Source organism: Xiashengella succiniciproducens (genome assembly GCF_023674465.1).
Taxonomy (GTDB): domain Bacteria; phylum Bacteroidota; class Bacteroidia; order Bacteroidales; family Marinilabiliaceae; genus Geofilum; species Geofilum succiniciproducens.
This window is the reverse complement of the sequence record NZ_CP098400.1, coordinates 67,278-92,583: the sequence shown is the minus strand read 5'-3', so window position 1 is coordinate 92,583 and position 25,306 is coordinate 67,278. Positions and strand designations below refer to the sequence as shown.

Here is a 25,306-nt window from a genome sequence, read left to right as displayed (position 1 = left end):
GTTTAGGACTATTTTTGTGGTGTGGGTGAATTATACTTTTTAATATGGATTTTGAATTTGATGTTGTAGTTGTTGGGGCAGGTCATGCCGGCTGTGAAGCTGCAGCTGCTTGTGGAAATTTGGGTATGAAGACATTGTTGATTACAATGGACATGAATAAGATTGCCCAGATGAGTTGTAATCCTGCAGTTGGTGGAATTGCCAAGGGGCAAATAGTCCGTGAGATTGATGCTCTTGGTGGGATGATGGGTATAGTTACGGATCGATCTTCTATTCAGTTTAGGATGCTTAATAGAAGTAAGGGACCTGCTATGTGGAGTCCAAGAAGTCAATGTGATAGGATGGTATTTTCTGCTACCTGGAGATCTGTACTAGAATCAATTCCTGATGTTAGTTTTTGGCAAGATAGTGTTGTTGATATCTTAATAAAGGATGACATAGTTGTGGGGGTAAAGACTGCTCTAGGTGTTGAAATTAATTGCAGGAGGCTTGTGCTTACTACGGGAACTTTTATGAATGGACTTATTCATATAGGTTCAGTACAACAGAAGGGAGGGAGGATTTCAGAATCTGCATCATATGGCATAACTGAAAGACTACGAGATTATGGTTTTCGTACTGGTAGATTGAAAACTGGAACTCCAGTAAGAATTGATGCCCGGACCATAGACTACTCAAAGCTTGATGAACAAAAGGGGGAGGATGGTTTTTACAAGTTTAGTTATATGCCAGTTTCCAATAAGGTATTGAAGCAGAGAAGCTGTTATCTCACCTATACAAATCCAGTTGTGCATAGAATTATTGAGAATAATATTCTTGAGAGTCCTATGTATAATGGCACCATCCAGAGTGTTGGGCCTAGATATTGTCCTAGTATTGAAGCCAAGATTGTTACCTTTTCGGAAAAGACTAGTCATCAGTTATATTTGGAACCTGAAGGGGAGAATACTATTGAATACTATCTCAATGGTTTTAGTTCCTCACTATCTATGAAAACTCAATTTGAGGCATTAAAGAATGTTCCCGGGTTGGAGAAAGCCAGATTTTTCAGACCTGGTTATGCAATAGAGTATGATTATTTCGACCCTACTCAGCTTAGTGCTACCTTAGAAACAAAACTGGTAAAAGGACTATATTTTGCTGGACAGATAAACGGTACCACAGGATATGAAGAGGCAGCAGCACAAGGTTTGATTGCTGGGATAAATGCTTCTCTATCTCTTAGGGGAGAGAGTGATTTTATTCTTGGTCGTGATGAATCCTATATTGGTGTTTTGATAGATGATTTAATTACTAAAGGTGTGGATGAGCCTTACCGTATGTTTACCAGTAGAGCTGAATATAGGATTCTTTTGCGTCAGGATAACGCTGATGAAAGGCTAACTCCAAAAGGTTATGAGATTGGACTTGTAACTGAGGAGCGTTATAGGTATTTTAATGAGAAGATGAATTATAGAAACTCTCTTGTTGATTTTTTGAAGGGTTATAGTATTAAAGCTGATGAAGTCAATCAATATTTAAGTAGTGTAGGTTCTGCCACCCTTAATCAAGGAGTTAAGGTGATTGATATTGTCCTGAGACCTCAGGTTAGATTAATGGATTTGATTGAGGCTATTCCTGCTATTCGACGTTTTTGCGAAGACTTTCCCTCTGATAGATACGAGGAGATTGTAGAGGCAGCAGAGATTATGGTTAAGTATGAGGGCTATATTAACAGGGAGAAGATAATAGCAGACAAACTTAAAAGGCTTGAGAATATTAAAATTAAGGATAGGTTTGATTATAGCGAGATAAGGTCCCTTAGTACAGAAGCTCGTCAGAAACTTGCGAAAGTCAATCCTGATACTATTGGACAGGCTTCTAGGATTAGTGGGGTCTCACCTAGTGATATTAATATCTTATTAGTTCTTTTAGGTCGTTAATGTTCCACGTGGAACTAAAATGTGTTGTACAATGAATGATTTTTCAGTTGCTGGACAGATAGTTGATGTTAATGGACGTGAGATCTTTCCTGGTGAGATATTGGTTAGTGGTGGGAGGATTGTTTTTATTAGAAGAGTAGATTCTGCACCTCTTCGTTATATAATGCCAGGATTTGTTGATTCCCATGTCCATATTGAGAGTTCTATGTTAACGCCCTCCAGGTTTGCCCAACTGGTTGTTCCACGTGGAACAATTGCTGTTGTAAGTGACCCACATGAGATAGCTAATGTAGCTGGAGTGGAGGGGGTGGAATATATGATCAGGGATGCTAAAAAGGTTCCTTTGAAGGTTTTCTTTGGCGCTCCTTCGTGCGTTCCTGCTACCAGTTTTGAGACCTCAGGTGCTGTGTTGGGCCCGGAGGAGGTAAGGGGACTTTTGGAGAGAGATGATGTATGGTTTCTTTCGGAGATGATGAATTTTCCCGGTGTAGTTGGGGATGTTCCTGATGTAATTAAGAAGATTGAATATGCCCAGTTGAAAAACAAGCCGGTGGATGGACATGCCCCAGGGCTTAGGGGTGAGGCATTGAAAAAATATGTAAGTTATGGTATCTCAACTGACCATGAGTGTTCCAGCTATGAGGAGGCAGAGGAAAAGATTAAGCTAGGTGTTAAGATACAGGTGAGGGAGGGTAGTGCTGCAAGAAATTTTGATGCATTACACAATTTGTTTTCATTATATCCGGATAGCCTTATGTTGTGTACTGATGATAGTCATCCGGATGAAATAATAAGCGATGGTCACATAGACAGGCTTATAAGACTTGGTTTGAAAAAGTATAATGTGGATTTGTTTGATCTACTTAGGTCAGCAAGTGTTGTCCCTGTTGAGCACTATAAGATACCTGTGGGCTTGCTTAGAGAAGGTGATTATGCAGACTTCTTAGTTGTGAGTAACCTGGAGGAATTTGACGTATTAGAATCCTATATTGATGGTCGCAAAGTCTATGATAAAAGAGATGGTGTGCTTTTTTCTTTTGATATATCTGAGCGTATTAACAGATTTCGTACGAACATGATATCGGCCTCTGACCTAAAGATCGTGCTACCTGAAGAATGTGCCACAGTAAGGGTTATTGATGTAAAGGATGGTGAGCTTCTTACTGGGCAATATCTGTGGAAGCCATCTGTATCCCCGGGTCAAACAGTTGAATCTTCAGTTGCTGAAGATGTACTAAAGCTTGTGGTTATCAACAGGTATTCTGATCAAAAGCCCTCAATTGGCTTTGTTAGAAATGTCGGATTGAAGAAGGGTGCTATAGCAAGTACTGTTGCACACGATAGTCATAATATTATTGCAACTGGAACAGATGATACATCCATTGCGAAAGCCGTAAATGCAATTATAGAATGCGGTGGAGGTATAGCTGTATACGATGGAGAATCTGTACAGATTCTTGCTCTTCCTGTTGGAGGACTTATGTCAGATGAAGATGGAAGTGCTGTAGCAGCAAAGTACCAGCTTTTGAATGATACTTGCAAAGAACTTGGTTCTCACCTGAAAGCTCCATTTATGTGTCTGGCTTTCCTTTCGCTGTTGGTTATACCTAGCCTGAAACTAGGAGACCGTGGACTCTTTGATGTTGATAAGTTTAATTTTGTCCCGCTTTTTGAATGATTTGAATCACGATGCTTGATGAACTGAATCCTAAGATAGATTACCTAAGAAGTCTGGTTGCTGTTTTACCCGAAGATCCCGGAGTATATCAATACTTTGATGAGAGTGGTAAAGTTATCTATGTAGGTAAGGCGAAGAATTTAAGGAAGAGAGTATCTTCTTACTTTAATCGAATTCCTGAAAATGGCAAGACCAGGGTCTTGGTTAAAAGGATCAGAGATATTAAGCATATTATTGTTAGTTCTGAAGAAGATGCCCTGCTTCTCGAAAACAACCTGATAAAAAAGTACAGGCCTCGCTATAATATACTTCTTAAGGATGATAAAACATATCCCTGGATAGTTGTGCGTAATGAGGCCTTTCCCAGGGTGTACCAGACCAGGCAAATATATAAGGACGGAAGCTTGTACTTTGGTCCTTATACATCTGTCGTAATGGTCAGAACTCTCCTGGAACTGGTGAGGCATTTATATCCACTTCGTACTTGTAAGCTCAATTTAGATGCTGAGAATGTTGCCAAGCAGAAATACAAGAGATGTCTTGAATTTCACATGGGCAACTGTAAAGCTCCATGTGAGGGCTTGCAGAAGGAAGATGAATATCTCCAATACATAGAGGATGTTAAAAGTATCCTTAAGGGAAATATCAACTCAGTAATAAAATATCTTAAAAACAGGATGGGAGAATTGGCTTCTGAATATAAATTTGAAGAAGCCGAGGACATAAAAAATAGAATCAATCTTCTTTCTGGTTTTCAGAGTAAGTCTACTATTGTCAATCCAAAGATTGACAATGTAGATGTATTCTCATTTCTTAATGACGAGGACTCTGCATATGTTAACTTCCTGAAGGTTCAGAATGGCGCAATTATTCAGGCACACACTATTGAGATGAAGAAAAGGATGGATGAGGAGGAGTCTGAACTCTTTGCTCTTGCAATTATTGAGCTTAGGGAAAGGTTCAATAGTACATCATCTGAAATACTTGTGCCTTTTATTCCAGATATCTCACTTAAAGGTGTAGAGTTTATAGTCCCACAGATAGGAGACAAGAAGAAACTGCTTGATTTGTCTGAAAGGAATGTTAAGTACTTCAGGCTTGAAAGGCTGAAGCAGGAAGCTAATCATACTAGAAAGCCAAGAAGCTACCTTGTACTTGAACAGGCACAGAAAGATTTAAATCTCAGGAATCTTCCGGTACACATAGAGTGTTTCGATAATTCCAATATACAGGGAGCTTATCCTGTTGCTGCCTGTGTTGTGTTTAAGGAAGGTAAGCCTTCAAGAAAGGATTACAGGCATTATAATATAAAGACAGTTGAAGGGCCTAATGATTTTGCTTCAATGGAGGAGGTGATTTACAGAAGGTTTAAAAGAGCTCTGGATGAAGGGAGTGCTTTGCCACAGCTATTGATTATTGATGGGGGGAAAGGACAATTAGGCTCAGCCATGAAATCCATTACAGCATTGGGTCTTCAGGATAGAATTGCCGTAATCGGTATTGCAAAAAGACTTGAGGAGATATTTTACCCAGGTGATCCGGTGCCACTTTACCTTGATAAAAACAGTCCCTCGCTGAAATTGATACAGCACCTAAGAAATGAGGCGCACCGGTTCGGTATTACTTTTCACAGAAGCAAGAGGAGCAAGGGAGCCTTGGTTTCGGCTCTTGATTCTATTCCGGGAATTGGAGAAAAAACAACAAAAGCTCTGCTTAATGAGTTTAAGTCCTTAAAGGGGATTAAGGAAGCATCCTTTGAGGATCTTAAAAAATTGGTTGGTTCTGCTAAGGCTAAAACTATCAAGGACTATTTTCTAAAAGAAGATATCTGATAGTTCACCAGCGTCACCCGCAATACCGTCAATATCTTTAAGTGCTGAGACTATCTCGTTTTTGTCATGAAACAGCCCTGTTAGCTTTGCTTTGATTGCCTCTGCTATAGCCAAATCCACTGGACTTGTCTTTACAGCAATCTCTGATATACGACCTTTTTCGATTTTCATTTCAATGCTGTAAACTTTTTTGCCAAACTTGCTGCGCTTCTTGAAAATGTAGGGAGGACCATACCTGAAGTTCCATTCCGCAGTGTCATACTTCTCAGCCCTGATTTGATTAATTAGTTTAATGTCCTCATCAATAAAGCAGTAGTCTACTATTGAAGAATTTCTTTGTTTTATTGATGAAACTAGTTGATACATAAACTCTTCAGTCTCAATTTCCCACTTTAGAAGGTCTTTAATGTTGGTGACCTGACTTCTGACAGACTTTACTGCTTTGTCTGCATATTTTGTAGGATCTGCTCTCAGACTGTTGGTCAAAAAATCCAGATTTGAATCGTATAGTATCGTACCGTGGTGCATTACACGTTGTTTGAACACGTGACAAGCATTGCCTGAAATCTTTTTGAAATTTACAAGAAGGTCATTTCTTTCTCCATGCTTGACTGGCAAACCCCATTTATTCAATGATACAACTATGGGCTCGGTAGCCTTTTTAAAGTTCACTAATTCACCTGGTTTTTCATTTCTTATAAAGCAAAAGTTTAAGTTGCCAGGATCATGAAAAACTGTTCCTCCTCCTGATAGCCTTCTGAATAAAGGAATTCCGTTTTTGTCTAGAAAGGGGAGATTAATCTCTGCAAGAGCATTCTGGTGTTTCCCAATAATTACAGAAGTATCGTTTATATAGAAAAAATTGTAGTCCTGATTCTTTGTTCTGAGCAGGTACTCTTCAGCAGCCAGATTAAACGCTGGTTCTTTGCTGTTGCTTATTACTGAATATTTGGTTTTCATATTGGAGTCATTCTCAAAAAGACAAACTTTTAACCAAATTGTTGCGGTCAAATATAGGCATTCAGAATTAACGGTGCCTCAATTTATCGTATTTTTGCCTTCAATGTTTTTGATGTAAAGTATTCTGAATTATGAGAGTTGTCGTCCAAAGAGTTAGTCGTGCTTCGGTCAGTGCTTCTGATGAACATTTTCATTCTATAGGTAAGGGTTTGATGATATTAGTGGGTGTAACTCATAATGATACTACCGAGGATGTTGAATATCTGGCTTCTAAGATTGTTTCGCTGAGAATCTTTGATGATGAGAAGGGAGTAATGAATCTTTCTGTAAAAGATGTTGATGGTGAACTGATGGTAATCAGTCAGTTTACTCTTCATGCCAAAGTTAAGAAAGGAAACAGACCATCCTATATTGACGCTGCGAAACACGAACTAGCGGTGCCCTTGTACGAACATCTTATTAAGAGACTTGAAGACTTGACGGGTAAAAGTGTTGCACGTGGAGTTTTTGGTGCCTATATGGATATTGATATGGTAAATGCTGGTCCCGTGACCATTCTTATAGATACTCATGATTTGAAATAATTTTAATTTTATATGTATGGAAACCAATTCCTTATTTGAATTATTTAATCAGGATTATTTGAATATTCCTGTTTTTGATTTGTCAAAGCTAAGTCTGGAGGAGAAGAGTGCTGATATATTGAAGCGATTATTCAATTGTCTTGATTTAACTAGTCTTAATTCAGATGATAGCAGCAATAAAATAGAGAGCTTTTGTGAGAAGGTAGTGCATCTGAATGAACACTATCCTGACATTCCAAATGTTGGTGCTGTGTGTGTGTATCCGGTTTTTGCATCAGTCCTGGGATCTAAACTAAAAGGAATGGATGTAAAGAGAGCTGTTGTGTCAGCTGGTTTCCCTACTTCACAAACTTTCCTGGATGTAAAGATTGAAGAGACTAAGAAGGCTGTTTTTCTTGGAGCTGATGAAATTGATATAGTAATCTCAATAGGTGAGTTTCTTGAAGGGAATTATGAATTTGTAGGTAGGGAGATTGCCGATATAAAGGCAGCTATAGGAAAGGACGTTCAGTTAAAAGTAATTCTTGAGACCGGAGCACTAGGCACTTCTGAGAATATCTGGATGGCAAGTATTCTAGCTATGGAAGCTGGTGCTGATTTTATCAAAACTTCGACAGGTAAAGGCTATCCTGGCGCTACACCTGAAGCAGCCTGGATAATGAATCATGCTATGAAGGCTTTTACTGAAAAGCGCAAACGTAAGGTTGGTTTCAAGGCTGCAGGAGGTGTATCCACAGTAGAAGATGCCCTTATATACTGGTCAATACAGAAACAGGTGCTTGGAGATAGCTGGCTTAATAACAGCTTGTTCCGCATAGGAACAAGCCGTCTGGCTGATACTTTGCTAAAGGAAATTACTGGTGCTGAAAAAGTAGTATATTTCTCACATCTTCCTTGATGTGGTAAAGTAAACCAGCTCTTCAAGAGCACTTCTGATTTCAGATTCGGGGTAAGTCTTTAGTATTTCTAACGCCTTATCCCGGTATTCTATCATCTTTTTTCTGGCGTACTCTATGCCTCCTTCTTCAATAACCATACTAACTATAGGTGCTATCTTTCTCTCGTTTTTATGATGGCGTTTGATAGTCCTAAGTATTTCACGCTTTTTCTTGTGATCTGCTTTATTCAAAACATAGATCAGAGGTAGGGTAATCTTTTTTTCTTTAAGGTCGTTTCCAGTTGGCTTACCGGCAAGGTTTTTCTTTTCGTAGTCGAGAAGGTCGTCTCTGATCTGAAAAGCAATACCAAGGTTAATTCCAAATTCATGCATCTTATCAACTTGCTCCTGAGGGGCATTGACAGAATAGGCGCCTGACTTTGTGCAGGCGGCGATCAGAGTTGCAGTTTTCTTTCTTACAACGTCGTAGTAAATTTCTTCAGTAATATTAAGTTGACGAGACTTTTCTATTTGTAATAATTCACCCTCGCTCATTTCCTTGACAGCATCAGAAACAATCCTAAGTACTTCGATCTGATTGTTTTTTAAAGCACAGCCAAGGCCAACAGAAAGGTAATAATCACCGACGAGTACAGCTATCTTGGAACGCCACAGAGCATTGATTGAGAAAAACCCCCTTCTCTGGTAGGTTTCATCTACAACATCATCATGGATAAGTGTAGCTGTATGAAGTAATTCTATAAGAGCTGCTGCGGTGTAGCTTGCTTCCGTTGCATCTCCGTTTAGGCGCGCAGAGAGGAACACAAGCATGGGCCTCATCTGTTTGCCTTTCCTTCGTATAAGATAGTTGGTAATAACAGTGAGTAAAGGGATCTCTGACTTTATCTGTTGTTTAAAGTAGGCTTCAAAGCCCCTCATCTCTTCACTTATAGGAGCAACTATTTTAGATGATACACCCATTGTTGTTAATGCTAATAGCTCAAAAGTAGCAATTTGTTGATTATTATCCCCGAATATTCAGGTATATTTTTCTTTGGCCGGCATCTGCGATGCTTGTCTATTTGCATGATTTTCGGATAATTGTCGTGTAAATAAACTATATTTGCCACGCTAGTTAAACAGACATGGATAGGGCTGTGTTCTATAATACGGCAAGAAGATTGAACAAAAAGTTGCAGGAGCGAAAATAATTGAGAGGTGATGGCAAGGATTAGGATTACAAAGGAATTTCGTTTTGAAGCTGCGCATGCGCTACATAATTATGATGGACTATGCCGTAATATACACGGACATTCCTATATACTTAAAGTAACTGTTATCGGTGAGCCTATTACTGATAGTAATAGTCCGAAGCTTGGTATGGTTATGGATTTCGGGGACCTTAAGGATATTGTCAACAGAGAGATAATTTCAGAATTTGATCATGCCCTTATTGTAAGTAGGAATGTGAGTCAGGATACAATCAGAGAGATGGGCCAGATGGCTGAGAGGCATTTCGTTATGAGTTATCAGCCTACCTGCGAGAATATGATTATTGACTTTGCTGATAGGTTGAAAAAGGCTCTGCCTTCTAATGTTAAGCTGCATAGCCTTAGACTTAACGAAACTGCAGGTTCATACGCTGAGTGGTTTGCCTCTGACAATGAATAAAGATTGCACTAGCAATCTTTTTTTATGGCTTGTGCGGCTTTTTCTATCCAGATATCTACAATCTCCGGCAGGTCTCCCAAGGCTTGTTTGACTGTTCGGACAGTGAAACCTTCAGCCTGAAGCCTTGATTTCCAGCTTTCCTTTTGTGCGCCGGCAAGGTCGGTGATTGCATGACCTCCTGAAACGGTCAGCAGGGGCATCACCAGCAAGTCTTTAATCCCATTATCTCTCAGCTCCTCAGTAACATCTTCAAGATAAGGAAAGGCCTCAAGAGTTGCGACATAAACAGGAGTTCCGTTCAATCTTCTGAAGTACTCCTGAAGAGCTGCATAACTGATATTGGCAGGGTGGCTTGTCCCATGACCCATTAGTAACAAGGAATCAGGTTTTTCTTCTATATGTGAAACATAATCATGGAGTATGTTTGCAACCCGTGTATAATCCTCATGATTCCATAATAGGGGTTCGCCAACAACAATCCGTTCTACCCCTTTGGGAATACTTTGCATGGCAATTACAGTACTGACAATATCGTTGTACTCGTTGCCACCAATAACATGAAGGGACTGCAGACAGACTTCGCTGAAACCGTCTTCTCCAAACTGAGCCAAGGCTCTTGCAGGAGAGGGAATGTCAATTCCTCTTGCTTTTAGTCTTTTACGAACTATGGAGGATGTGTAAGCGATGCGTATTTCAAATTCAGGAAAGGCTGAGCGGAAGCGGGCTTCTAATACCTTGTAGGTCTGAGCTGCTTCATCGATAGTTGTGCCAAAGGCTGTCAGCAGTATTCCTTTCTTTTCTTTCATAACAGATTAACAATAGCGTCTGTTGCTTTGTTTTTCTAAAATACTCAATTTGTCAGGGAGTCAGGTGCATTTCCGCACCAATTCCTTAAATTTATGGAGTAAAACAAATGTGTGATGACTGATACGAAAAAGAATCTTTATTTATTGGATGCTTATGCTTTGATATACAGAGCCTATTATGCATTCATCAGAGCACCGAGGATCAATTCCAAGGGGCTTAACACTTCTGCAATTTACGGATTTACAAATACTTTGCTTGACATAATCAACAATCAGCATCCCACTCACCTTGCTGTAGTGATTGACTATCCCGGACCTGGCTTCCGTGATGAGCTTTACCCTGATTATAAAGCAAACAGAGAGGCGGCACCTGAAGATATTAAACGGGCTGTTCCCTATATTGAAAGAATACTTGAAGCAATGAACATATCTATGCTTCAGGCAGAGGGTTATGAAGCAGATGACCTAATTGGTACCCTTGCCACCAGGGCTTCTAAGGAAGGCTTTATGACATATATGGTTACTTCAGATAAGGATTTTGGACAACTTGTTAAAGAGAATGTTAAAATACTGAAGCCGAGAACAGGGACCAGGGATACTGAAATATGGGGCCCGGAGGAAGTAAAGAGCCATTACAATGTACCTGACCCGATCAATATTATTGATCTGCTTGCGCTTTGGGGTGACAGTGCTGATAATGTGCCTGGCTGCCCCGGTATCGGAGAGAAGAGGGCAATGGAGATAATCGGAAAGTACGGTACTGTTGAGAATGTTTATAAGAATATCGGGGATTTTAAGGGTAAGGTGCAGTCCAACCTTATTGAGTTTAAGGACCAGGTTGAGTTGGCTCGAACACTCGTTACAATTGTAACAGATGTTCCTTTTGAAGTTGACCTGGATAGTCTGGCACTGAAGAGCCCGGATATGGAGAAACTTAGAGCAATAATGGAAGAACTGGAGTTTAAGGCATTGATGGACAGGTTAGCTTCTGTGCCAAAGCCAAAGCCTTCATCTTCAGCGCAGGGAAGCTTGTTTGGCGAAGAAGAACTTCAAGCAGTTACTGTTTCCGATAACTTCAATACTGTTGATGATATTGAACATGATTACAGGTTGATAGAAGGCGAGGAGGAGATAGATGGATTGGTGAAGCAATTGCTTGCGATGGATTCTTTCTGTTTTGATACTGAGACCACTGGTCTTGATGTAAGGGAAAGCTCGTTGCTTGGTATGTCGTTCTGCTTTGAAGAGGGTAAGGCTTGTTATGTTGCATTGCCTGGTTCAAGGAATGATGTTCTTGTTATTCTTGAAAAATTCAGACCTGTGTTTGAAAAGGAGGGTGTAGAGAAAATAGGGCACAATATTAAGTTTGATGCCCTTATGCTCAGGCAGTATGGTATCGAACTCAGGGGTCCTTACTTTGACACCATGGTTGCCCATCACCTGTTGTTTCCTGGACAGCGCCACAATATGGACTACCTTGCCGAAGTTTATCTTAAATATCGTCCTATACCAATCGAGTCGCTGATAGGAGAGAGAGGAAAGAACCAGGGTAATATGAGAGATGTTCCTGTTGATAAGGTAACTGTCTATGCGTCAGAGGATGCTGATGTGACCTTCCGACTGAAGAAAATATTTCAGAAGGAGCTTGAAAAGGAAGGACTGCTTGGCTTTTTCAGAAACGTCGAGATGCCTCTCAGCGCGGTTCTCGCTGATATGGAGTATAATGGAGTTAGCCTGAATGTTGATGATCTCAAAGAGTCTGGTAAGGAGCTTGAGAAGAGGCTTGCCGAACTGGAGGCTGAGATTATAGAGATGGCTGGTCGTGAGTTTAATGTTAACAGCCCACGTCAGGTTGGTGAGATACTTTTTGATGTGCTTAAGATTGATTCAAAGGCGTCGAAGACTAAGTCGGGTCAATATTCGACCAACGAGGAGAATCTTCAAAAGTTGAGGGATAAACATCCAATTATAAATAAGATACTTGAACAGCGTGGATTAAAGAAGCTGCTGTCGACCTATGTCGAGACCCTACCTACCATGGTTGATAAGAAGACAGGGAGGCTGCATACAACCTATAATCAGGCCTTGGTAGTTACAGGACGCCTTAGCAGTATTAACCCCAATCTTCAGAATATTCCTATTCGCGATGATGAGGGCAGGGAGATCAGACGGGCTTTTACTGCAAGTGACTCAAACCATGTCTTCCTAAGTGCTGACTATTCACAGGTTGAACTTAGACTGATGGCTCATCTGAGTGGGGATACAGAACTTGTAAATGCTTTCTTGAGAGGAGAGGATATCCATACTGCAACCGCAAGTAAGATTTTCAAGGTAAGTACTGATGAAGTTACTTCCGCTATGAGGCGGAAGGCAAAAACAGCAAATTTTGGCATTATTTATGGCATTTCAGCCTTTGGACTGTCCGAGAGGTTAAATATTCCAAGGTCAGAGTCAAAAGCCATAATTGATGGTTATTTCGATAGTTTTAAAGGAGTGAAGGATTATATGGAGGAATGTATCAGGATGGCCAGGGAGAAGGGCTATGTAAGCACTATATTCGGAAGGAGAAGGTATCTGCCTGATATCAACTCAAAGAATGCAGTTGTGAGGGGAGTGGCAGAAAGAAATGCGATTAATGCACCAATCCAGGGTACAGCAGCCGACCTTATAAAGATGGCAATGGTGGATATTCACAAGAAGCTCAAGGAGGGAAGGTATAAGACTCGGATGATACTTCAGGTACATGACGAACTAAACTTTGATGTACCAGTTGAGGAACTTGATGCTGTAAAAGCTCTTGTAAAAAGCTCAATGGAGTCTGTGTGCAAGCTTAAAGTACCATTAATTGTAGATCTTGGTGTTGGAAATAACTGGCTTGAGGCGCATTAGTCTTATATTGTAAACTTGATACTGTATTATGGATGTTTTTCTTTTGATATTAGGGATTATACTATTGCTTGTCGGATTGGTCGGATGTGTTGTCCCCTTTATACCAGGACCGCCTTTGGGCTTTCTTGCATTGCTTGCACTTCATTTTACAAGTTGGGTACAATTTAGTTCTAAGCTGCTTTGGATAGCTGCAATACTTGCTGTAGTAGTAACACTGCTTGACTATGTTGTCCCAGCATGGGGAACGAAGAAGTTTGGTGGATCAAAAGCCGGTGTCTGGGGTGCCAGTTTGGGCCTTGTGGTAGGTTTGTTTCTCGGCCCTGCCGGGATAGTACTTGGTCCCTTTGCCGGTGCCTTGGTAGGAGAACTACTTGTAAAGGCAAATGGCAGTCAGGCTTTACGCTCTGCCTTTGGTGCTGTTATCGGACTCTTTGCTGGTGTGCTATTAAAACTGGTAGTCTGTGGTTTATATATCTGGTGGTTTGCTAGAGAACTTTATGTAGCTTTTTGAAGGTAGGTTGAGCAACAGTGCATTATATGGCTTAGAACAGGGAGCTCCCGAAACAAAAGAGGTTGTCTCAACTTGAGTTGGGACAACCTCTTTTGCCTGAATGAAAGTTTTCTAATTATTGTATCTTCTGTCTCCGGCATGTGTTAATATTGTGCCATTGAGCATACCTTTGTATTTTTCTACATCCTGCAAAGCTTTTACAGCAGTGGATAGTTCCTTATCAAATTTAAGGCTGTAAACAATCGAGCCCTTTTCATGATAGTACCTGCGTACTATTTCAGATCCAAGTAGTGGATTAATATTTTCTCTTGCATTCAACAGGGCATGCCTAACATCGGGTTTCAGGACCTTTTCAAGTTCCTCAAAGGTATTTTTAGCATCTTCAAATTTTCCTTCTTTCTTTGCCGCATCCTTCAGTTTGTTGAGTAGGTCATTTGTCTCTGATTCAAACCTAAAGCTGTCGAGAGAAAGCACATAGTCTACAAACTCCTGAAATAGGTTATCATCAACATAAAATGAATCGGGAGCTGGAAGTGTTTCCTTTTTTGAAGCGTACTGTGTTGAGAAATCAAATATGGTTTGTTGCATCAGGAGTGCAATTGTAATATTTGAATATTGCTCCTGTTCCATAGTAATGTCTGGTGAAATACCACCACCATCGAGAACGGTTCTTCCACCCTTTGTCTTAAACTCCTTCATCAGAGAGTCAGGAATCAGACCAACACTTCCGTCCTCATTCCTCTTAGCATAGTCAACAGCCTGAATACATCTTCCGCTTGGAATATAGTATTTTGCTGTAGTCACTTTTAGACTTGAGTTGTATGGAAGGGCACGAGTGGTCTGTACCAGTCCTTTACCAAAGGATCTTTGGCCAATAATCAGAGCACGGTCGTGATCCTGCAAAGCTCCGGCTACAATTTCAGAAGCCGAAGCCGATGACCTGTTTATAAGTACTGCAAGAGGAGTGATTGTATCCAGGGGTTCACGTGGAGCCCTGTAGGTCTTGTCCCACTGAGAAACTTTGCCCTTAGTACTGACAACCTCACTGCTACGTGGCAGGAAGAGGTTTGCTACCTTTACTGCTTCGTCCATTAGTCCCCCCGGATTGCCACGCAAGTCAAGAATGAGACCCTTTAGATTACCACTCTTCTTGAGTTCATTTATAGCCTTTTCTACCTCATCCGCACAGTTTTGAGTGAAATTGTTAAGTATGATAAGGCCGGTATTATCATTTATCATTCCAAAATATGGAACAGGGTTGATTTGGATTACCTGTCTTTTAATGCTGATCTCCAGTTCTTTCTCAATTCCCGGTCTGAGAACAGTAATAATAACCGTGGTTCCTGCAGCACCCTTGAGTTTCTCACTTACCTCTGAGGTCTCCTTATTGCGCATTGAAGCACCGTCGATCTTAATTATTTTATCGCCGGCTTTAAGGCCGGCAACTTGTGCAGGCATTCCTTCATATGGCTCTGAAATCAATACCCATTCGCCTCTTTTGGTAATAAGAGCTCCAATACCTGCATATTCTCCTGTTGTCATAAACCTGAAATCTTCCTGGTCTTCTTCAGGGATATAGCTTGTATATGGGTCCAGAGATGAAAGCATCGCATCAATGCCTGTCTTTACCAGTTTCGCAGGTTCTGTTTCATCAACATAGATTGTATTCAGTTCGTGAAACAGGGCATAGAATATATCCAGATTCTTGACCACTTCAAAATTACGACGATCAGTCGTGGCTGATATCAATCCTATGGAAATTACGGCTACCGCGAGAATGCCTGTAAGCCAACCCATCCTGTTTATTCCTCCTTTACTTGCCATATGCATTTAATTTCTATCGTGTATAATGATTACGAAAAGACACTATTCCAGTTATTGCAAAAACTGTGCTAGGAACAAATTTAAAATTAATTATCAATAGCACTTTAATTAATAGTCTTTTCTTTGCCTGTTAAGTCATCTGCGCAGATAAAGCTTCTTTGGATTCGTTTCCCTCTGCTGTCCACCAGACTAAGACGCTGTATGCCTCTTTCTGGAAGTATTTCAATTTCATGTATGCCTGTTGTGCTTCCCAGATATTTCCCATTAAGATGCCAGTAAATAGTTTCGTCTTCCCGCCTGTGTACTGCTTTAATCACCATCCGGCTCAAATTTCCGTTTAGATCACGTGGGATCAAAACTGTAGTATTATGTGGTGGATAAATCAATTCCATCCCGTTGTAATCATCAGATGATTCAAAGCCTGGCTTGAAGGGTGGCAGGATCTGATATGATGGGTTTATTTTTCTGTAATACCATTCAATAACAGGAGGCAGAATAAAATAACTCTTTGTAATTAATAGTGCTCCGTCTTCTATTTCTAGGTTGCTGCGATATCTTCCGTCAGGACTCAGGTGAACCAGTTTGTGGTAGGAGCATGGATGCGACTTCTTGATAGTTTTGGGCACTAGTCTTGCAACAGCATCGGTGCAATAGGGTCCGGCTCTTTCTCCTGACTGGGGGCATACCATAACTTCATCCAAATCATCGTGTGGTATCGGTAATGCTGAGTTAGACGGAAGGAGCGAGAATAGCTCAAAAAGAATAGGGCCAGCAGCACTTCCTCCAATTATTCCGGGACGTCCTTCTCCCGAAGCATTTCCAACCCATACAGCAACTACAAAATCAGATGACACCCCAACACCCCAAGCATCTCTGTAGCCAAAACTTGTTCCTGTTTTCCATGCGATCTGTCCTGAAGATCCAAAATGCTCCCACCCGGATTCTTCAGGAGGTCGCTCTACACTGGTTAGGGCCTTTAGGGTAAAGTATATAGCTGAAGCACCTAGGACAGGAGGAGTGTTTGTAAATAATTCCTTGCCAGCCTGCGGTTTGCTTTGCTGTAGTCTAAGTGGATGAAAGGATGAAGTCGGATACATCCCATCGTGCTCTATGTACTGATTTAGTGTTCGTCGCATTGATGCAAAACTTCCGGCAAGGTCCCATAATGTGACTTCACTGCCGCCCAGGATCAGGCTTAAACCATAATGTGAATAAGGCTTGTTTATTGTAGTGAAACCCAGTTTAGTAAGGTCACTAACGAAGCGATTCCCATCGTAATCATTCAGCAATCTTACAAATGGGATGTTTAGAGATCTGGCCAATGCTCTGTCGGCATGTACAGCACCATCGTAACTCTTGCTATAATTACGGGGTATGTAGTTCTTGTAATAGGTAGGGATATCAGGCAGCAAAGAGGTAGGAAGTATCAGACCGTCCTGAAGGGAAACTGCATAAAGAAAAGGTTTTAATACACTGCCTGAACTTCTTGATGATCTGATAATATCAACTTTATAACCTTTGTCCTTCTGGGTGCCATTACTATTGCCTACATAGGCAAGAACTTCCCCAGTCTCAACAGAAGCTATAATTGCAGCAGCATTGTATATCTCATTGTTTTGAAGAGCTTTGCTATGTCTTTCTACAATTGAAGATGCCAGGTGCTGAAGTTCACTATCAATTGAAAGCTGTATGTGTTTGCCTCTGTGTCTGATAATATGATAATCCAATAGGTGGGGACAGAGGTTTGGCATAGGTCCTGGTTGCTCTGGTAATTCTTCAAGCAATGCCAGCTGTAACTCAGTTTCAGATATCAAACCTTTATTGAATAGCTTGTTTAGCAATCGGTCACGCTTTTGGCGGAGAGTATCAGTGCTTCTTCCAAGGTGAACCAAGGAGGGGGAGTTGGGTAAGACTGCCAGCGTTGCTGTCTCTGCCCATGTAAGTTCGTGTGATGGTCTGTTGAAGTAGCGGTATGAGGCAGCTTCAAGTCCAACAGTATTCCCGCCGAAAGGAGCATGAGCAGCGTAAAGTGCAAGTATAGAATCCTTGCTAAGGGATGCCTCCATTCGAATAGCAAGTATTATTTCCTTAATTTTATTTGCTATAGTTCTTGGTGCCGGATTTGCAAGACGAATGACCTGCATTGTTATAGTACTTCCCCCGCTTACAATTTTTCCTTGTTTGACATTTCTTATCAATGCTTTTGACAATGATATGGGATTAACGCCTGGATGATATTTAAAATATTCGTCCTCAAAATGGATGATGGCAATCCTGAATTTTTCGGGAACAGAATCAGCAGGGGGGAATCGCCATTGCTCATCCTCAGCAATATGAGCAGCAAGCAGATGGTTATTACGGTCACTTAATACGGTTGAATAGGTTACATTAAACTTCACAACAGGAAGAAAAAAAAATATGAGCACTCCTATTGCCAGAGTGCTCAATATATATTTACGCCTTTTGCTCATACGAGGCTGTATATCTTTCTTTTTATATAATTCTATTTAAGGTTGAATTTAGCTTTGGTTCTTATATCCGTTGAGGAAGAACCAATTAAGATTTCAAAAGATCCATCTTCTGACACCCATGCTGATTTGGTATCATCATAGAACTGTAGCATCTCATTGTCTATAGCAAACTCAATAGTTTTTGTTTCTCCCGGATTAAGCATAAGCTTCCTGAATGCCTTTAGTTCTTTTAATGGTCTTTGCAGCGACGATTTCAGATCTGAAATATAGAGTTGAACTGTTTCATAACCGGGCTTATTTCCTGTATTTGTTACTTCAACTGAGCAAATTATCTGTTCATGTCTGCTCAATGTTGAACTAGAGAGTTGGGCCTTGCCGTATTCAAAGGTAGTGTAGCTGAGGCCGTGGCCGAAGCCAAAGAGAGGCTTTATCTTCTTAGTATCATGCCAACGGTATCCAACGAGGATACTTTCTTTGTATTCAACTTTACCGTCATTTCCAGGATATGCTCCAAGAGAATGAGCAGCATTGTCCTTAAGTTTTACAGGGAAGGTAAATGGAAGCTTTCCAGATGGATTAACTTCCCCACAAAGCACTGAAGCAATTGCATGTCCTGCTTCAGATCCAAGAAACCAGGCCTGGACAATAGCCGGAACTTCGTTCACCCACGGCATGGTAACAGCATTTCCTGAGATATTTACAACTATAAGGTTGGGATTTACTTTTGCTAATTCACTGATTAACTTATCCTGACCATAAGGAAGATCCATGGACTTTCTGTCTGCACCTTCAGAGTCCTGTTCATGGCTTTTGTTTAATCCTCCAATGAAGATTACGTAGTCAGCATCTTTTGCAACAACAAGAGCTTCCTTGAGTAACTCTTCTGGTGATCGGTTATCTCTCAGATCCTGTCCGGTAGAGACATTGTCAAATTCGGTACTGACATCTCCTACATAACCCCTTGCATATACTACCTCGACCTGCGGCTCAAGGTATTTGCGCAGACCTTCAAGTGGGAGAATTTCGTATTGTGCTTTGAGAGAGGAGCTTCCTCCTCCAACAGTCATCTTCTTAATAGCGTTCTCTCCAATAATGGCTATTTTATTTGCCTTGCTTACATCTATAGGGAGAAGATTTCCATTGTTCTTGAGTAGTACAATACTTTCAGTTGCTATTTCCCATGCAGTTTTGGAGTGATCTTCGCTAACAAACTTTCCCCAAGGACGATTTCGGTTCATTTCGGTGCGGAATATTAGACGAAGCACATTCCTTGCTTTTTCATCAAGTTCTGCTGTGCCAACTTCTCCTGCTTTAATCAGTTCAAGATAAGGATTCGCCAGGAAGTATTGACTATAGGAATCAGAGTTACTCCAGTCATCTCCTCCAGTCCAGGTACCAAACTCCATATCCAGTCCATTGAAAATTGCTTCTCTGGTATCGTGCACTCCTCCCCAGTCAGAAATTACAACTCCGTTGAAGCCCCACTCTTCTCTAAGTATCTTTTTTAATAGATATGCGTTGTGTGAACAATGTTCTCCAAGGTATTTGTTATAAGCACCCATGATTGCCCATACCTGTCCTTCCTGAACAGCTGCTTTGAAAGCGGGCAGATATATCTCTCGCAATGCACGCTCATCAGCTACTACATCGATAGTGCCTCTTTCTGTCTCCTGATTATTGAGGGCGAAGTGCTTAACACAAGCAGCAACACCATTGGATTGTACCCCTACTACGTAAGGCACTACCATTCTGGAGGCCAGGTAAGGGTCCTCACCCATGTATTCGAAGTTTCTGCCATTGAGAGGGGTTCTGTAAATATTTACGCCTGGACCAAGAAGCACGGTTTTCTTCCTGTATCTGGCTTCTTCTCCGATAGCTTTCCCATAGTTCATTGCCAACTCAGGGTTCCATGTTGCAGCAAGGGCTGTTAGAGCCGGGAAGGCGGTACATGAGTCATTTGTCCATCCTGCTTGTGCCCATTCATCCCATAGGACTTCAGGTCGTATGCCATGAGGCCCGTCTGTCATCCATACCTCGGGAATACCTAGGCGGGGTACTCCTGCGGAACTGAACTTGGATTGAGCGTGCAACAATGCAATTTTCTCCTCTATGGTCATTCTTGACAGAGCATCCTCAACTCTTTCTTCAATTGTTTTGGATTCATCCAGATATACCGGAATATTCTGAGCTTGAATTGGTAAAAAGCAACCGCTCAGGCCTAGTAGCAGGCACACTATTCTTTGTTTCATAGTCAGTAGAGTTTTTGTACTGTAGCTAAGTTACGCAGATATTGCCATATTGCAAGGCTTGAGCGGTCAGAATGAGATTATTGCGGACAGCCAAAACAACAGTGCCAGTTCTAAAATTTATAGATGAAGCTGATTGAGGTTTTGAGTATATAATCCTCAATATTGTAACCGTCGTTGAGGCCAATATAAAAGTCTGTATTACCATCGGTATTAACTAACGAAAGTACCGGAGGCATTAACATATTGAAGCCCCATTTTTCGTTTATAGCTATTTCCAATCCGGGGCTGGCAATCAGACCCACTGAGTTGTATGAGACATCACCGCCATAAAATATCATTGGCAGACTGCCCTGAGCAAAGAAACGTACCATTGATACACCACCAACATAGTACCTGGCAAAAGGCACTATTGAAGTAGAGTTTGTTTTTTGCTCAAAGTCTCCTGTCTCTGTCGTGAATGATCTAAACCCAAGCATACCTCCTACAGCCCAGTTGTCGTTAATCCTGTAACCAAATTCAGGCATTAGAATAAAACTATGATCCTTGTTTGGATCATGGTCTGATGATGAAATGCTAAAGGAGCCACCTACCCAGAATTTAGTCTGAGCTTCAATGGTTCCCACCAAAGCAATTGCTATGACTGCACTTAATAAAAGCCTTTTCATTGCAAGTTATTTTAATGAAACATTGAAATAGGGAGTAAATTTCCATTTTTTATCTGATAAAGGCAACTTCTAAAGCATTTTGAGAATTTTGCGACTCATTACAAGTTTCTTTCTTACTTTTGTAGTTTAAGTACCTAATCTGTAGGAAATATTGTTATGGAACACACTGATTCTAAACAGCAATTGTTGGATAAACGATATCTTGCCATGGCAGCAATATGGGCTCAAAATTCATATTGCAAAAGGCGACAGGTTGGCGCTTTACTTGTAAAGGACAAGATGATAATCAGCGATGGTTATAATGGTACACCATCTGGGTTTGAGAATGAATGTGAGGACGAGAACAATATAACCAAGCCTTATGTTTTACATGCTGAAGCCAATGCTATAACCAAGGTTGCAAGGAGTAATAACAGTTCGGAAGGTGCTACCTTATATGTTACATCATCACCTTGTATAGAGTGTGCTAAGTTGATTATACAAGCCGGAATTGTGCGGGTTGTATATTCAGATGATTATCGTGTTGATGATGGTATAAGGCTTTTAAAGAGAGCCGGAATTGAGGTGGTAAGAGCAGAGTAATAGTTTATTTCAATCCCGTAATATAGATATGAGTTACAAGAACAGTCTTAGACAAGTAGTATTGCCCTTAGTACTAGCTGCGGTATTGGCAGGAGGGGTTTTCATAGGAAAGACCTTTTCATCTCCTGGTGATGTCTCTCCGGGCAGCAGATTGTTTATATATCCCCAAACTAATAAAATTGATGCAGTTCTTAGACTTATCGAGGAGCAGTATGTAGATACTGTCGACAAAGTTGAATTAACTGAGTCTCTCATTCCGGAAATACTGAAAAACCTTGATCCACATACAGTTTATATTCCTGCAGAGGATGTGAAGGAAGCAAACCAGGAGCTGGAGGGTAACTTTGGTGGTATTGGGGTGCAGTTTAGTATCCAGAATGATACTGTTATGGTTATTAGTGTTGTTCCAGGTGGTCCATCTGAAAAAGTTGGAATTATTCCAGGAGACAGGATTATTGCTGTAAACGACAGTGTGATTGCAGGTAAAGGTATCGATTCTGATGAGGTTGTGGGAATGCTAAGAGGAGAACTTGGTACTAAGGTGAAAGTTGGAATCTTGCGGAGAGACAGAAAAGGTCTGCTTGATTTTGAGATTACCAGAGGCAGTATTCCTGTTACTAGCGTGGAGGTTGGCTATATGATAACAGATTCCATAGGATATGTTAAAGTAAGTCGTTTCGCACGTAACACATATCAGGAGTTTTTAACTGCATTAGCTCGTCTTAAGGCATATAATTGCCAGAATCTGATTGTTGACTTAAGAGGTAATTCAGGAGGGTATCTGGATATTGCTATCAGCATGATTAATGAATTTCTGCCCAAGGGCTCTCTGATTGTCTATACAGAGGGTAAGGCAAGTCCACGCCAGGATGTATATGCTAACGGTCTTGGTTCTTGTAAGGATATGAGGCTTACGGTTCTTATCGATGAGTTTAGTGCCTCAGCCAGTGAAATCTTTGCCGGTGCAATACAGGATAATGACAGGGGCTTGATTGTTGGTCGCAGATCCTTTGGAAAGGGACTTGTTCAGCAGCCTTTCAGCCTGCCTGACGGTTCATCAATCAGACTTACTGTTGCCCGTTACTATACTCCCAGTGGACGAGGTATTCAAAAGCCATATACAAATGGAGTTGAAGACTACCATAGGGATATTATTGCAAGATTCCAGCATGGTGAATTCTTTGAGCGTGACAGTATTGAGTTTGATACCTCACTTGAGTTTTATACAGTCAATGGTCGTAAGGTCTTTGGTGGAGGTGGCGTGATGCCGGATGTATTTGTACCCCGCGATACCTCGGGTTTCTCGGATTATTATTTCAAGATTAGAGACAGGGCTCTTATGTATCAGTTTGCTTTAAAATATTCGGATGATAATCGTATACAACTGCAAAGATTTGAAACGGTAGAGGCCCTTGAGCATCATCTGGATAAAGAAAATGTACTTGCCAGATTAATTAAGTATGCTGCAGATAATGGTATCAAGTATGATGAAAAGGGTTTCAGACAATCGAAGAATCTGATGGGGACGGAACTTAAGGCCTATATAGCCAGAAATATTTTGGATAATATGGGCTTTTATCCCATAATTGCCCAGGTTGACGAAATTCTTAAGGTTGCAGTTAGTGAAATCCAGGCAGGTAATGATGTTTTGGTTTTTGATGGGAAGAATAAGTGAAATTTAACTGGTAAAGGATAGAGCGTAATGTTTAAAGTAATACTGTTCTTTTTATTGCTTTATTTCTTATTCAGGTTTCTGTTCAGAGTTCTGATTCCAGCCCTGCTTATGCGAAAGCTGAGAAAAATGAGTAGTGAAATGAATGGAGGAGAGAGGAGTAATGCTTCTGGTGGACAGAAAGAAGGGAAAGTAACAATAACTTATAAACCGACTGATAATAGTGGGAAGGACAAATCAAAGGAAGGAGAATACGTGGACTTCGAAGAGGTTGACTAGACAATAGAATTATCTCAATCAAACTGACCTGTCTGACTATTCCTGACCGGAGAATAGTATTACGAGACTATTCTCGATACTACCTTTTATGCAAACCACATTCTCTGGTATCGGGATTTTCCCACCACCAGCGTCCGGCTCTAATATCTTCACCTTTGTCAATTGCTCTTGTACAGGGTTGACATCCTATAGATGGATATCCTTTGTCGTGAAGGACGTTGTATGGGACCTTGTGCTCATGGATATATGCCCAGAGCTGTTCTTCAGACCAACTCGCCAGAGGGTTGATCTTAACAAGACCATTGACTTCGTCCCATTCAACAATATCAATGTCTTTGCGGGTAATGGATTGCGATGCTCTTAGACCACAAATCCACGCGTCAAGTCCGGAAAAAGCTCTTTTCAGAGGCTCCAGTTTGCGAACCTGACAGCAAAGCTTACGGTTTTCGACACTTTCGTAGAACAGGTTTATTCCCTTAGACCTTACCATGTTTTCTACCTGGACTTTGTCGGGGAAGAACACTTCTATCTGGATCTTGTATTTGCGTGAAGTCCTGTCAATAAGATCATAGGTCTCAGGGAAGAGCCTTCCGGTATCCAGGGTAAAGATCTTGACCGATGGGTCAATCTTTACTATCATATCTGTCAACACCTGATCCTCGGCTCCAAGGCTTGAGGATAAGGCTATAGATGGTTTGAACTTTTCAATCAGAGTTCTCAGGATAAGCTCAGGGGCTTTATCTTTTAGCTGATTGTTGAGCTGGATTATTTCGTCCTTTCCTATCATTTTACCTTGTTTTTAGTCACCAAAACATACTCCCATATGTCTTCCTATCTCCACAAGCTTGTTGTCGGGTTTAATAAGCCTGATTTTGCCACCCACCTCGTCAAGAGGAATAGATGTTACCGCTCCATTTCGCATGGCTACCATTGTACCAAACTTCCTCTGGTGTATTAGTTCGGCAGCATAAGCACCAAACTGCGTTGCCAGAATACGGTCGGTGGCTGTGGGACTTCCTCCACGCTGGGTATAACCAAGAATGGTTTCCCTGGTCTCCAGACCTGTAAGTTTTCTTATTTCTTTTGCTATATAAGCTCCGGCAGACTTCTTTGAATCTTTTGGAAGACCTTCGGCAACAACTACAATAGAGTATGGTTTTTTGACACGGCTTCTTTCCATCAGGCACTCAGCAACTGACTCCATGCTGTAATCTATCTCGGGAACAAGGATAACATCGCCACCGCCAGACATGCCGGAATACAGCGCTATCCATCCTGCATGGTGTCCCATCACCTCGATAACCATCACACGCTTATGGGAATTGGCTGTAGTATGAAGGCGGTCAATTGCTTCAGTTGCAATATGGTATGCAGTGTCAAATCCGAAGGTCACATCAGTACCCCAGATGTCATTGTCTATTGTCTTGGGAACACCGACAACATTGAGGCCCTCTTTTGCAAGAAGACTTGCGGTTTCCTGTGTCCCATTGCCCCCTATACACACAAGGGCATCTAGTCCCAGTTCCTCATAATTCTTCTTGATTGTTCCCGGTTTGTCAAGAGGTTCATCTCCTACGGATGCTTTGAAGGGTTTGAGGCGGGACGTTCCAAGTATGGTTCCACCTAGGGTAAGAATACCTGAAAGCAGATTTTCAGTAAGTTCAATTGTTTCTGTCTCAACCAGACCGCTGAATCCGTTTACTATACCCTGCACTTCCATGTCATACTGGACAATAGCAGTCTTACCTACACCCCTTATAGCAGCATTTATACCGGGACAGTCGCCTCCGGCAGAGAGAATTCCAATCCTCATTTTTTTGCTTCCCATAACCTA

20 protein-coding genes are annotated in these 25,306 nt (G+C 41.2%); 11 read left to right on the top strand and 9 right to left on the bottom strand.

Features of this window, described 5'->3' with window-relative positions:
• Positions 1-44: 44 nt before the first annotated feature.
• The 3 genes from mnmG to uvrC are packed head-to-tail and all read left to right on the top strand — an operon-like array spanning position 45 to position 5,432.
• Positions 45-1,922, top strand: coding sequence for a tRNA uridine-5-carboxymethylaminomethyl(34) synthesis enzyme MnmG (mnmG, locus tag M9189_RS00380; RefSeq protein WP_250723928.1), 1,878 nt, complete (start codon positions 45-47; stop codon positions 1,920-1,922).
• 31 nt (positions 1,923-1,953) lie between these two features.
• A complete protein-coding gene (gene ade, locus M9189_RS00375; RefSeq protein ID WP_250723927.1) occupies positions 1,954-3,600 on the top strand; it encodes an adenine deaminase in 1,647 nt (548 codons plus the stop codon).
• Positions 3,601-3,611: 11 nt separating this feature from the next.
• Entirely contained in the window at positions 3,612-5,432 is a 1,821-nt protein-coding gene (gene uvrC / locus M9189_RS00370; protein WP_250723926.1) for an excinuclease ABC subunit UvrC, read from the top strand.
• Here the strand turns inward: uvrC and M9189_RS00365 are convergent.
• The gene (locus M9189_RS00365) at positions 5,415-6,392 is read right to left on the bottom strand and encodes a lipoate--protein ligase (RefSeq protein ID WP_250723925.1); all 978 of its coding nucleotides are present in this window, start codon (positions 6,390-6,392) and stop codon (positions 5,415-5,417) included. The genes uvrC and M9189_RS00365 overlap by 18 nt on opposite strands.
• A 131-nt stretch (positions 6,393-6,523) precedes the next feature.
• Between M9189_RS00365 and dtd the strand changes: the two genes are divergently transcribed.
• Positions 6,524-6,976 (top strand): D-aminoacyl-tRNA deacylase, encoded by a 453-nt coding sequence (gene dtd, locus M9189_RS00360; protein ID WP_250723924.1) that lies wholly within the window; start codon positions 6,524-6,526, stop codon positions 6,974-6,976.
• A gap of 16 nt (positions 6,977-6,992) precedes the next feature.
• Complete coding sequence (deoC, locus tag M9189_RS00355) at positions 6,993-7,874, top strand: deoxyribose-phosphate aldolase (protein ID WP_250723923.1); 882 nt, start codon at positions 6,993-6,995, stop codon at positions 7,872-7,874.
• Here the strand turns inward: deoC and M9189_RS00350 are convergent.
• The gene (locus M9189_RS00350; RefSeq protein WP_250723922.1) at positions 7,860-8,834 is read right to left on the bottom strand and encodes a polyprenyl synthetase family protein; all 975 of its coding nucleotides are present in this window, start codon (positions 8,832-8,834) and stop codon (positions 7,860-7,862) included. The two genes, deoC and M9189_RS00350, sit on opposite strands and share 15 nt — an antisense overlap.
• A gap of 240 nt (positions 8,835-9,074) precedes the next feature.
• On the opposite strand from M9189_RS00350, the gene M9189_RS00345 reads away from it, so the two are divergent.
• Entirely contained in the window at positions 9,075-9,524 is a 450-nt protein-coding gene (locus M9189_RS00345) for a 6-pyruvoyl trahydropterin synthase family protein (protein WP_250723921.1), read from the top strand.
• Positions 9,525-9,532: 8 nt separating this feature from the next.
• Here M9189_RS00345 and M9189_RS00340 read toward each other — a convergent pair whose 3' ends face one another.
• Positions 9,533-10,330 carry a sirohydrochlorin cobaltochelatase gene (locus M9189_RS00340; protein ID WP_250723920.1) on the bottom strand — a complete coding sequence of 266 codons (798 nt, stop codon included), beginning with the start codon at positions 10,328-10,330 and terminating at the stop codon, positions 9,533-9,535.
• Positions 10,331-10,444: 114 nt separating this feature from the next.
• Here M9189_RS00340 and polA point away from each other — a divergent pair, with 114 nt between their 5' ends.
• Together polA and M9189_RS00330 are read left to right on the top strand one after the other, a co-directional pair.
• The gene (gene polA / locus M9189_RS00335; protein ID WP_250723919.1) at positions 10,445-13,219 is read left to right on the top strand and encodes a DNA polymerase I; all 2,775 of its coding nucleotides are present in this window, start codon (positions 10,445-10,447) and stop codon (positions 13,217-13,219) included.
• 28 nt (positions 13,220-13,247) lie between these two features.
• The gene (locus M9189_RS00330) at positions 13,248-13,730 is read left to right on the top strand and encodes a DUF456 domain-containing protein (protein ID WP_250723918.1); all 483 of its coding nucleotides are present in this window, start codon (positions 13,248-13,250) and stop codon (positions 13,728-13,730) included.
• A gap of 111 nt (positions 13,731-13,841) precedes the next feature.
• On the opposite strand, the gene M9189_RS00325 is transcribed toward M9189_RS00330, so the two are convergent.
• The 4 genes from M9189_RS00325 to M9189_RS00310 all read right to left on the bottom strand — a co-directional run bounded on the left by M9189_RS00325 (position 13,842) and on the right by M9189_RS00310 (position 20,939).
• A complete protein-coding gene (locus M9189_RS00325; RefSeq protein WP_250723917.1) occupies positions 13,842-15,554 on the bottom strand; it encodes a S41 family peptidase in 1,713 nt (570 codons plus the stop codon).
• A 104-nt stretch (positions 15,555-15,658) separates the two neighbouring features.
• Positions 15,659-18,025 carry a penicillin-binding protein 1C gene (gene pbpC / locus M9189_RS00320; RefSeq protein ID WP_250723916.1) on the bottom strand — a complete coding sequence of 789 codons (2,367 nt, stop codon included), beginning with the start codon at positions 18,023-18,025 and terminating at the stop codon, positions 15,659-15,661.
• 32 nt (positions 18,026-18,057) lie between these two features.
• Positions 18,058-20,274, bottom strand: a complete 2,217-nt coding sequence (locus M9189_RS00315; protein ID WP_250723915.1) for a glycoside hydrolase family 3 C-terminal domain-containing protein — start codon at positions 20,272-20,274, stop codon at positions 18,058-18,060.
• A gap of 110 nt (positions 20,275-20,384) precedes the next feature.
• Positions 20,385-20,939, bottom strand: a complete 555-nt coding sequence (locus M9189_RS00310) for an outer membrane beta-barrel protein (protein WP_250723914.1) — start codon at positions 20,937-20,939, stop codon at positions 20,385-20,387.
• Between the two features lie 186 nt (positions 20,940-21,125).
• Between M9189_RS00310 and M9189_RS00305 the strand changes: the two genes are divergently transcribed.
• From M9189_RS00305 to M9189_RS00295, 3 genes are read left to right on the top strand one after another with little or no spacing between them, the layout of a single operon-like run.
• On the top strand, positions 21,126-21,521 hold the full coding sequence (locus M9189_RS00305; RefSeq protein WP_250723913.1) for a dCMP deaminase family protein: 396 nt from the start codon (positions 21,126-21,128) through the stop codon (positions 21,519-21,521).
• Between the two features lie 28 nt (positions 21,522-21,549).
• Positions 21,550-23,196, top strand: a complete 1,647-nt coding sequence (locus tag M9189_RS00300) for a S41 family peptidase (protein WP_250723912.1) — start codon at positions 21,550-21,552, stop codon at positions 23,194-23,196.
• 27 nt (positions 23,197-23,223) lie between these two features.
• On the top strand, positions 23,224-23,472 hold the full coding sequence (locus M9189_RS00295) for a DUF4834 family protein (protein WP_250723911.1): 249 nt from the start codon (positions 23,224-23,226) through the stop codon (positions 23,470-23,472).
• A gap of 79 nt (positions 23,473-23,551) precedes the next feature.
• Here the strand turns inward: M9189_RS00295 and M9189_RS00290 are convergent, their stop codons facing one another.
• Entirely contained in the window at positions 23,552-24,259 is a 708-nt protein-coding gene (locus M9189_RS00290) for a phosphoadenylyl-sulfate reductase (protein WP_250723910.1), read from the bottom strand.
• A gap of 12 nt (positions 24,260-24,271) precedes the next feature.
• On the bottom strand, positions 24,272-25,300 hold the full coding sequence (locus tag M9189_RS00285) for a 6-phosphofructokinase (protein ID WP_250723908.1): 1,029 nt from the start codon (positions 25,298-25,300) through the stop codon (positions 24,272-24,274).
• Positions 25,301-25,306 lie beyond the last annotated feature (6 nt).

Bases quoted from the DNA above. Each gene is read 5' to 3' on its own strand.
- M9189_RS00340 (WP_250723920.1), bottom strand. From the start codon at position 10,330: ATGAAAGAAAAGAAAGGAATACTGCTGACAGCCTTTGGCACAACTATC.
- M9189_RS00285 (WP_250723908.1), bottom strand. From the start codon at position 25,300: ATGGGAAGCAAAAAAATGAGGATTGGAATTCTCTCTGCCGGAGGCGAC.
- M9189_RS00310 (WP_250723914.1), bottom strand. From the start codon at position 20,939: ATGAAAAGGCTTTTATTAAGTGCAGTCATAGCAATTGCTTTGGTGGGA.
- M9189_RS00365 (WP_250723925.1), bottom strand. From the start codon at position 6,392: ATGAAAACCAAATATTCAGTAATAAGCAACAGCAAAGAACCAGCGTTT.
- M9189_RS00350 (WP_250723922.1), bottom strand. From the start codon at position 8,834: ATGGGTGTATCATCTAAAATAGTTGCTCCTATAAGTGAAGAGATGAGG.
- M9189_RS00345 (WP_250723921.1), top strand. From the start codon at position 9,075: ATGGCAAGGATTAGGATTACAAAGGAATTTCGTTTTGAAGCTGCGCAT.
- M9189_RS00325 (WP_250723917.1), bottom strand. From the start codon at position 15,554: ATGGCAAGTAAAGGAGGAATAAACAGGATGGGTTGGCTTACAGGCATT.
- pbpC (WP_250723916.1), bottom strand. From the start codon at position 18,025: ATGAGCAAAAGGCGTAAATATATATTGAGCACTCTGGCAATAGGAGTG.
- M9189_RS00300 (WP_250723912.1), top strand. From the start codon at position 21,550: ATGAGTTACAAGAACAGTCTTAGACAAGTAGTATTGCCCTTAGTACTA.
- uvrC (WP_250723926.1), top strand. From the start codon at position 3,612: ATGCTTGATGAACTGAATCCTAAGATAGATTACCTAAGAAGTCTGGTT.
- polA (WP_250723919.1), top strand. From the start codon at position 10,445: ATGACTGATACGAAAAAGAATCTTTATTTATTGGATGCTTATGCTTTG.
- M9189_RS00315 (WP_250723915.1), bottom strand. From the start codon at position 20,274: ATGAAACAAAGAATAGTGTGCCTGCTACTAGGCCTGAGCGGTTGCTTT.
- M9189_RS00295 (WP_250723911.1), top strand. From the start codon at position 23,224: ATGTTTAAAGTAATACTGTTCTTTTTATTGCTTTATTTCTTATTCAGG.
- M9189_RS00290 (WP_250723910.1), bottom strand. From the start codon at position 24,259: ATGATAGGAAAGGACGAAATAATCCAGCTCAACAATCAGCTAAAAGAT.
- mnmG (WP_250723928.1), top strand. From the start codon at position 45: ATGGATTTTGAATTTGATGTTGTAGTTGTTGGGGCAGGTCATGCCGGC.
- ade (WP_250723927.1), top strand. From the start codon at position 1,954: ATGAATGATTTTTCAGTTGCTGGACAGATAGTTGATGTTAATGGACGT.
- M9189_RS00330 (WP_250723918.1), top strand. From the start codon at position 13,248: ATGGATGTTTTTCTTTTGATATTAGGGATTATACTATTGCTTGTCGGA.
- deoC (WP_250723923.1), top strand. From the start codon at position 6,993: ATGGAAACCAATTCCTTATTTGAATTATTTAATCAGGATTATTTGAAT.
- dtd (WP_250723924.1), top strand. From the start codon at position 6,524: ATGAGAGTTGTCGTCCAAAGAGTTAGTCGTGCTTCGGTCAGTGCTTCT.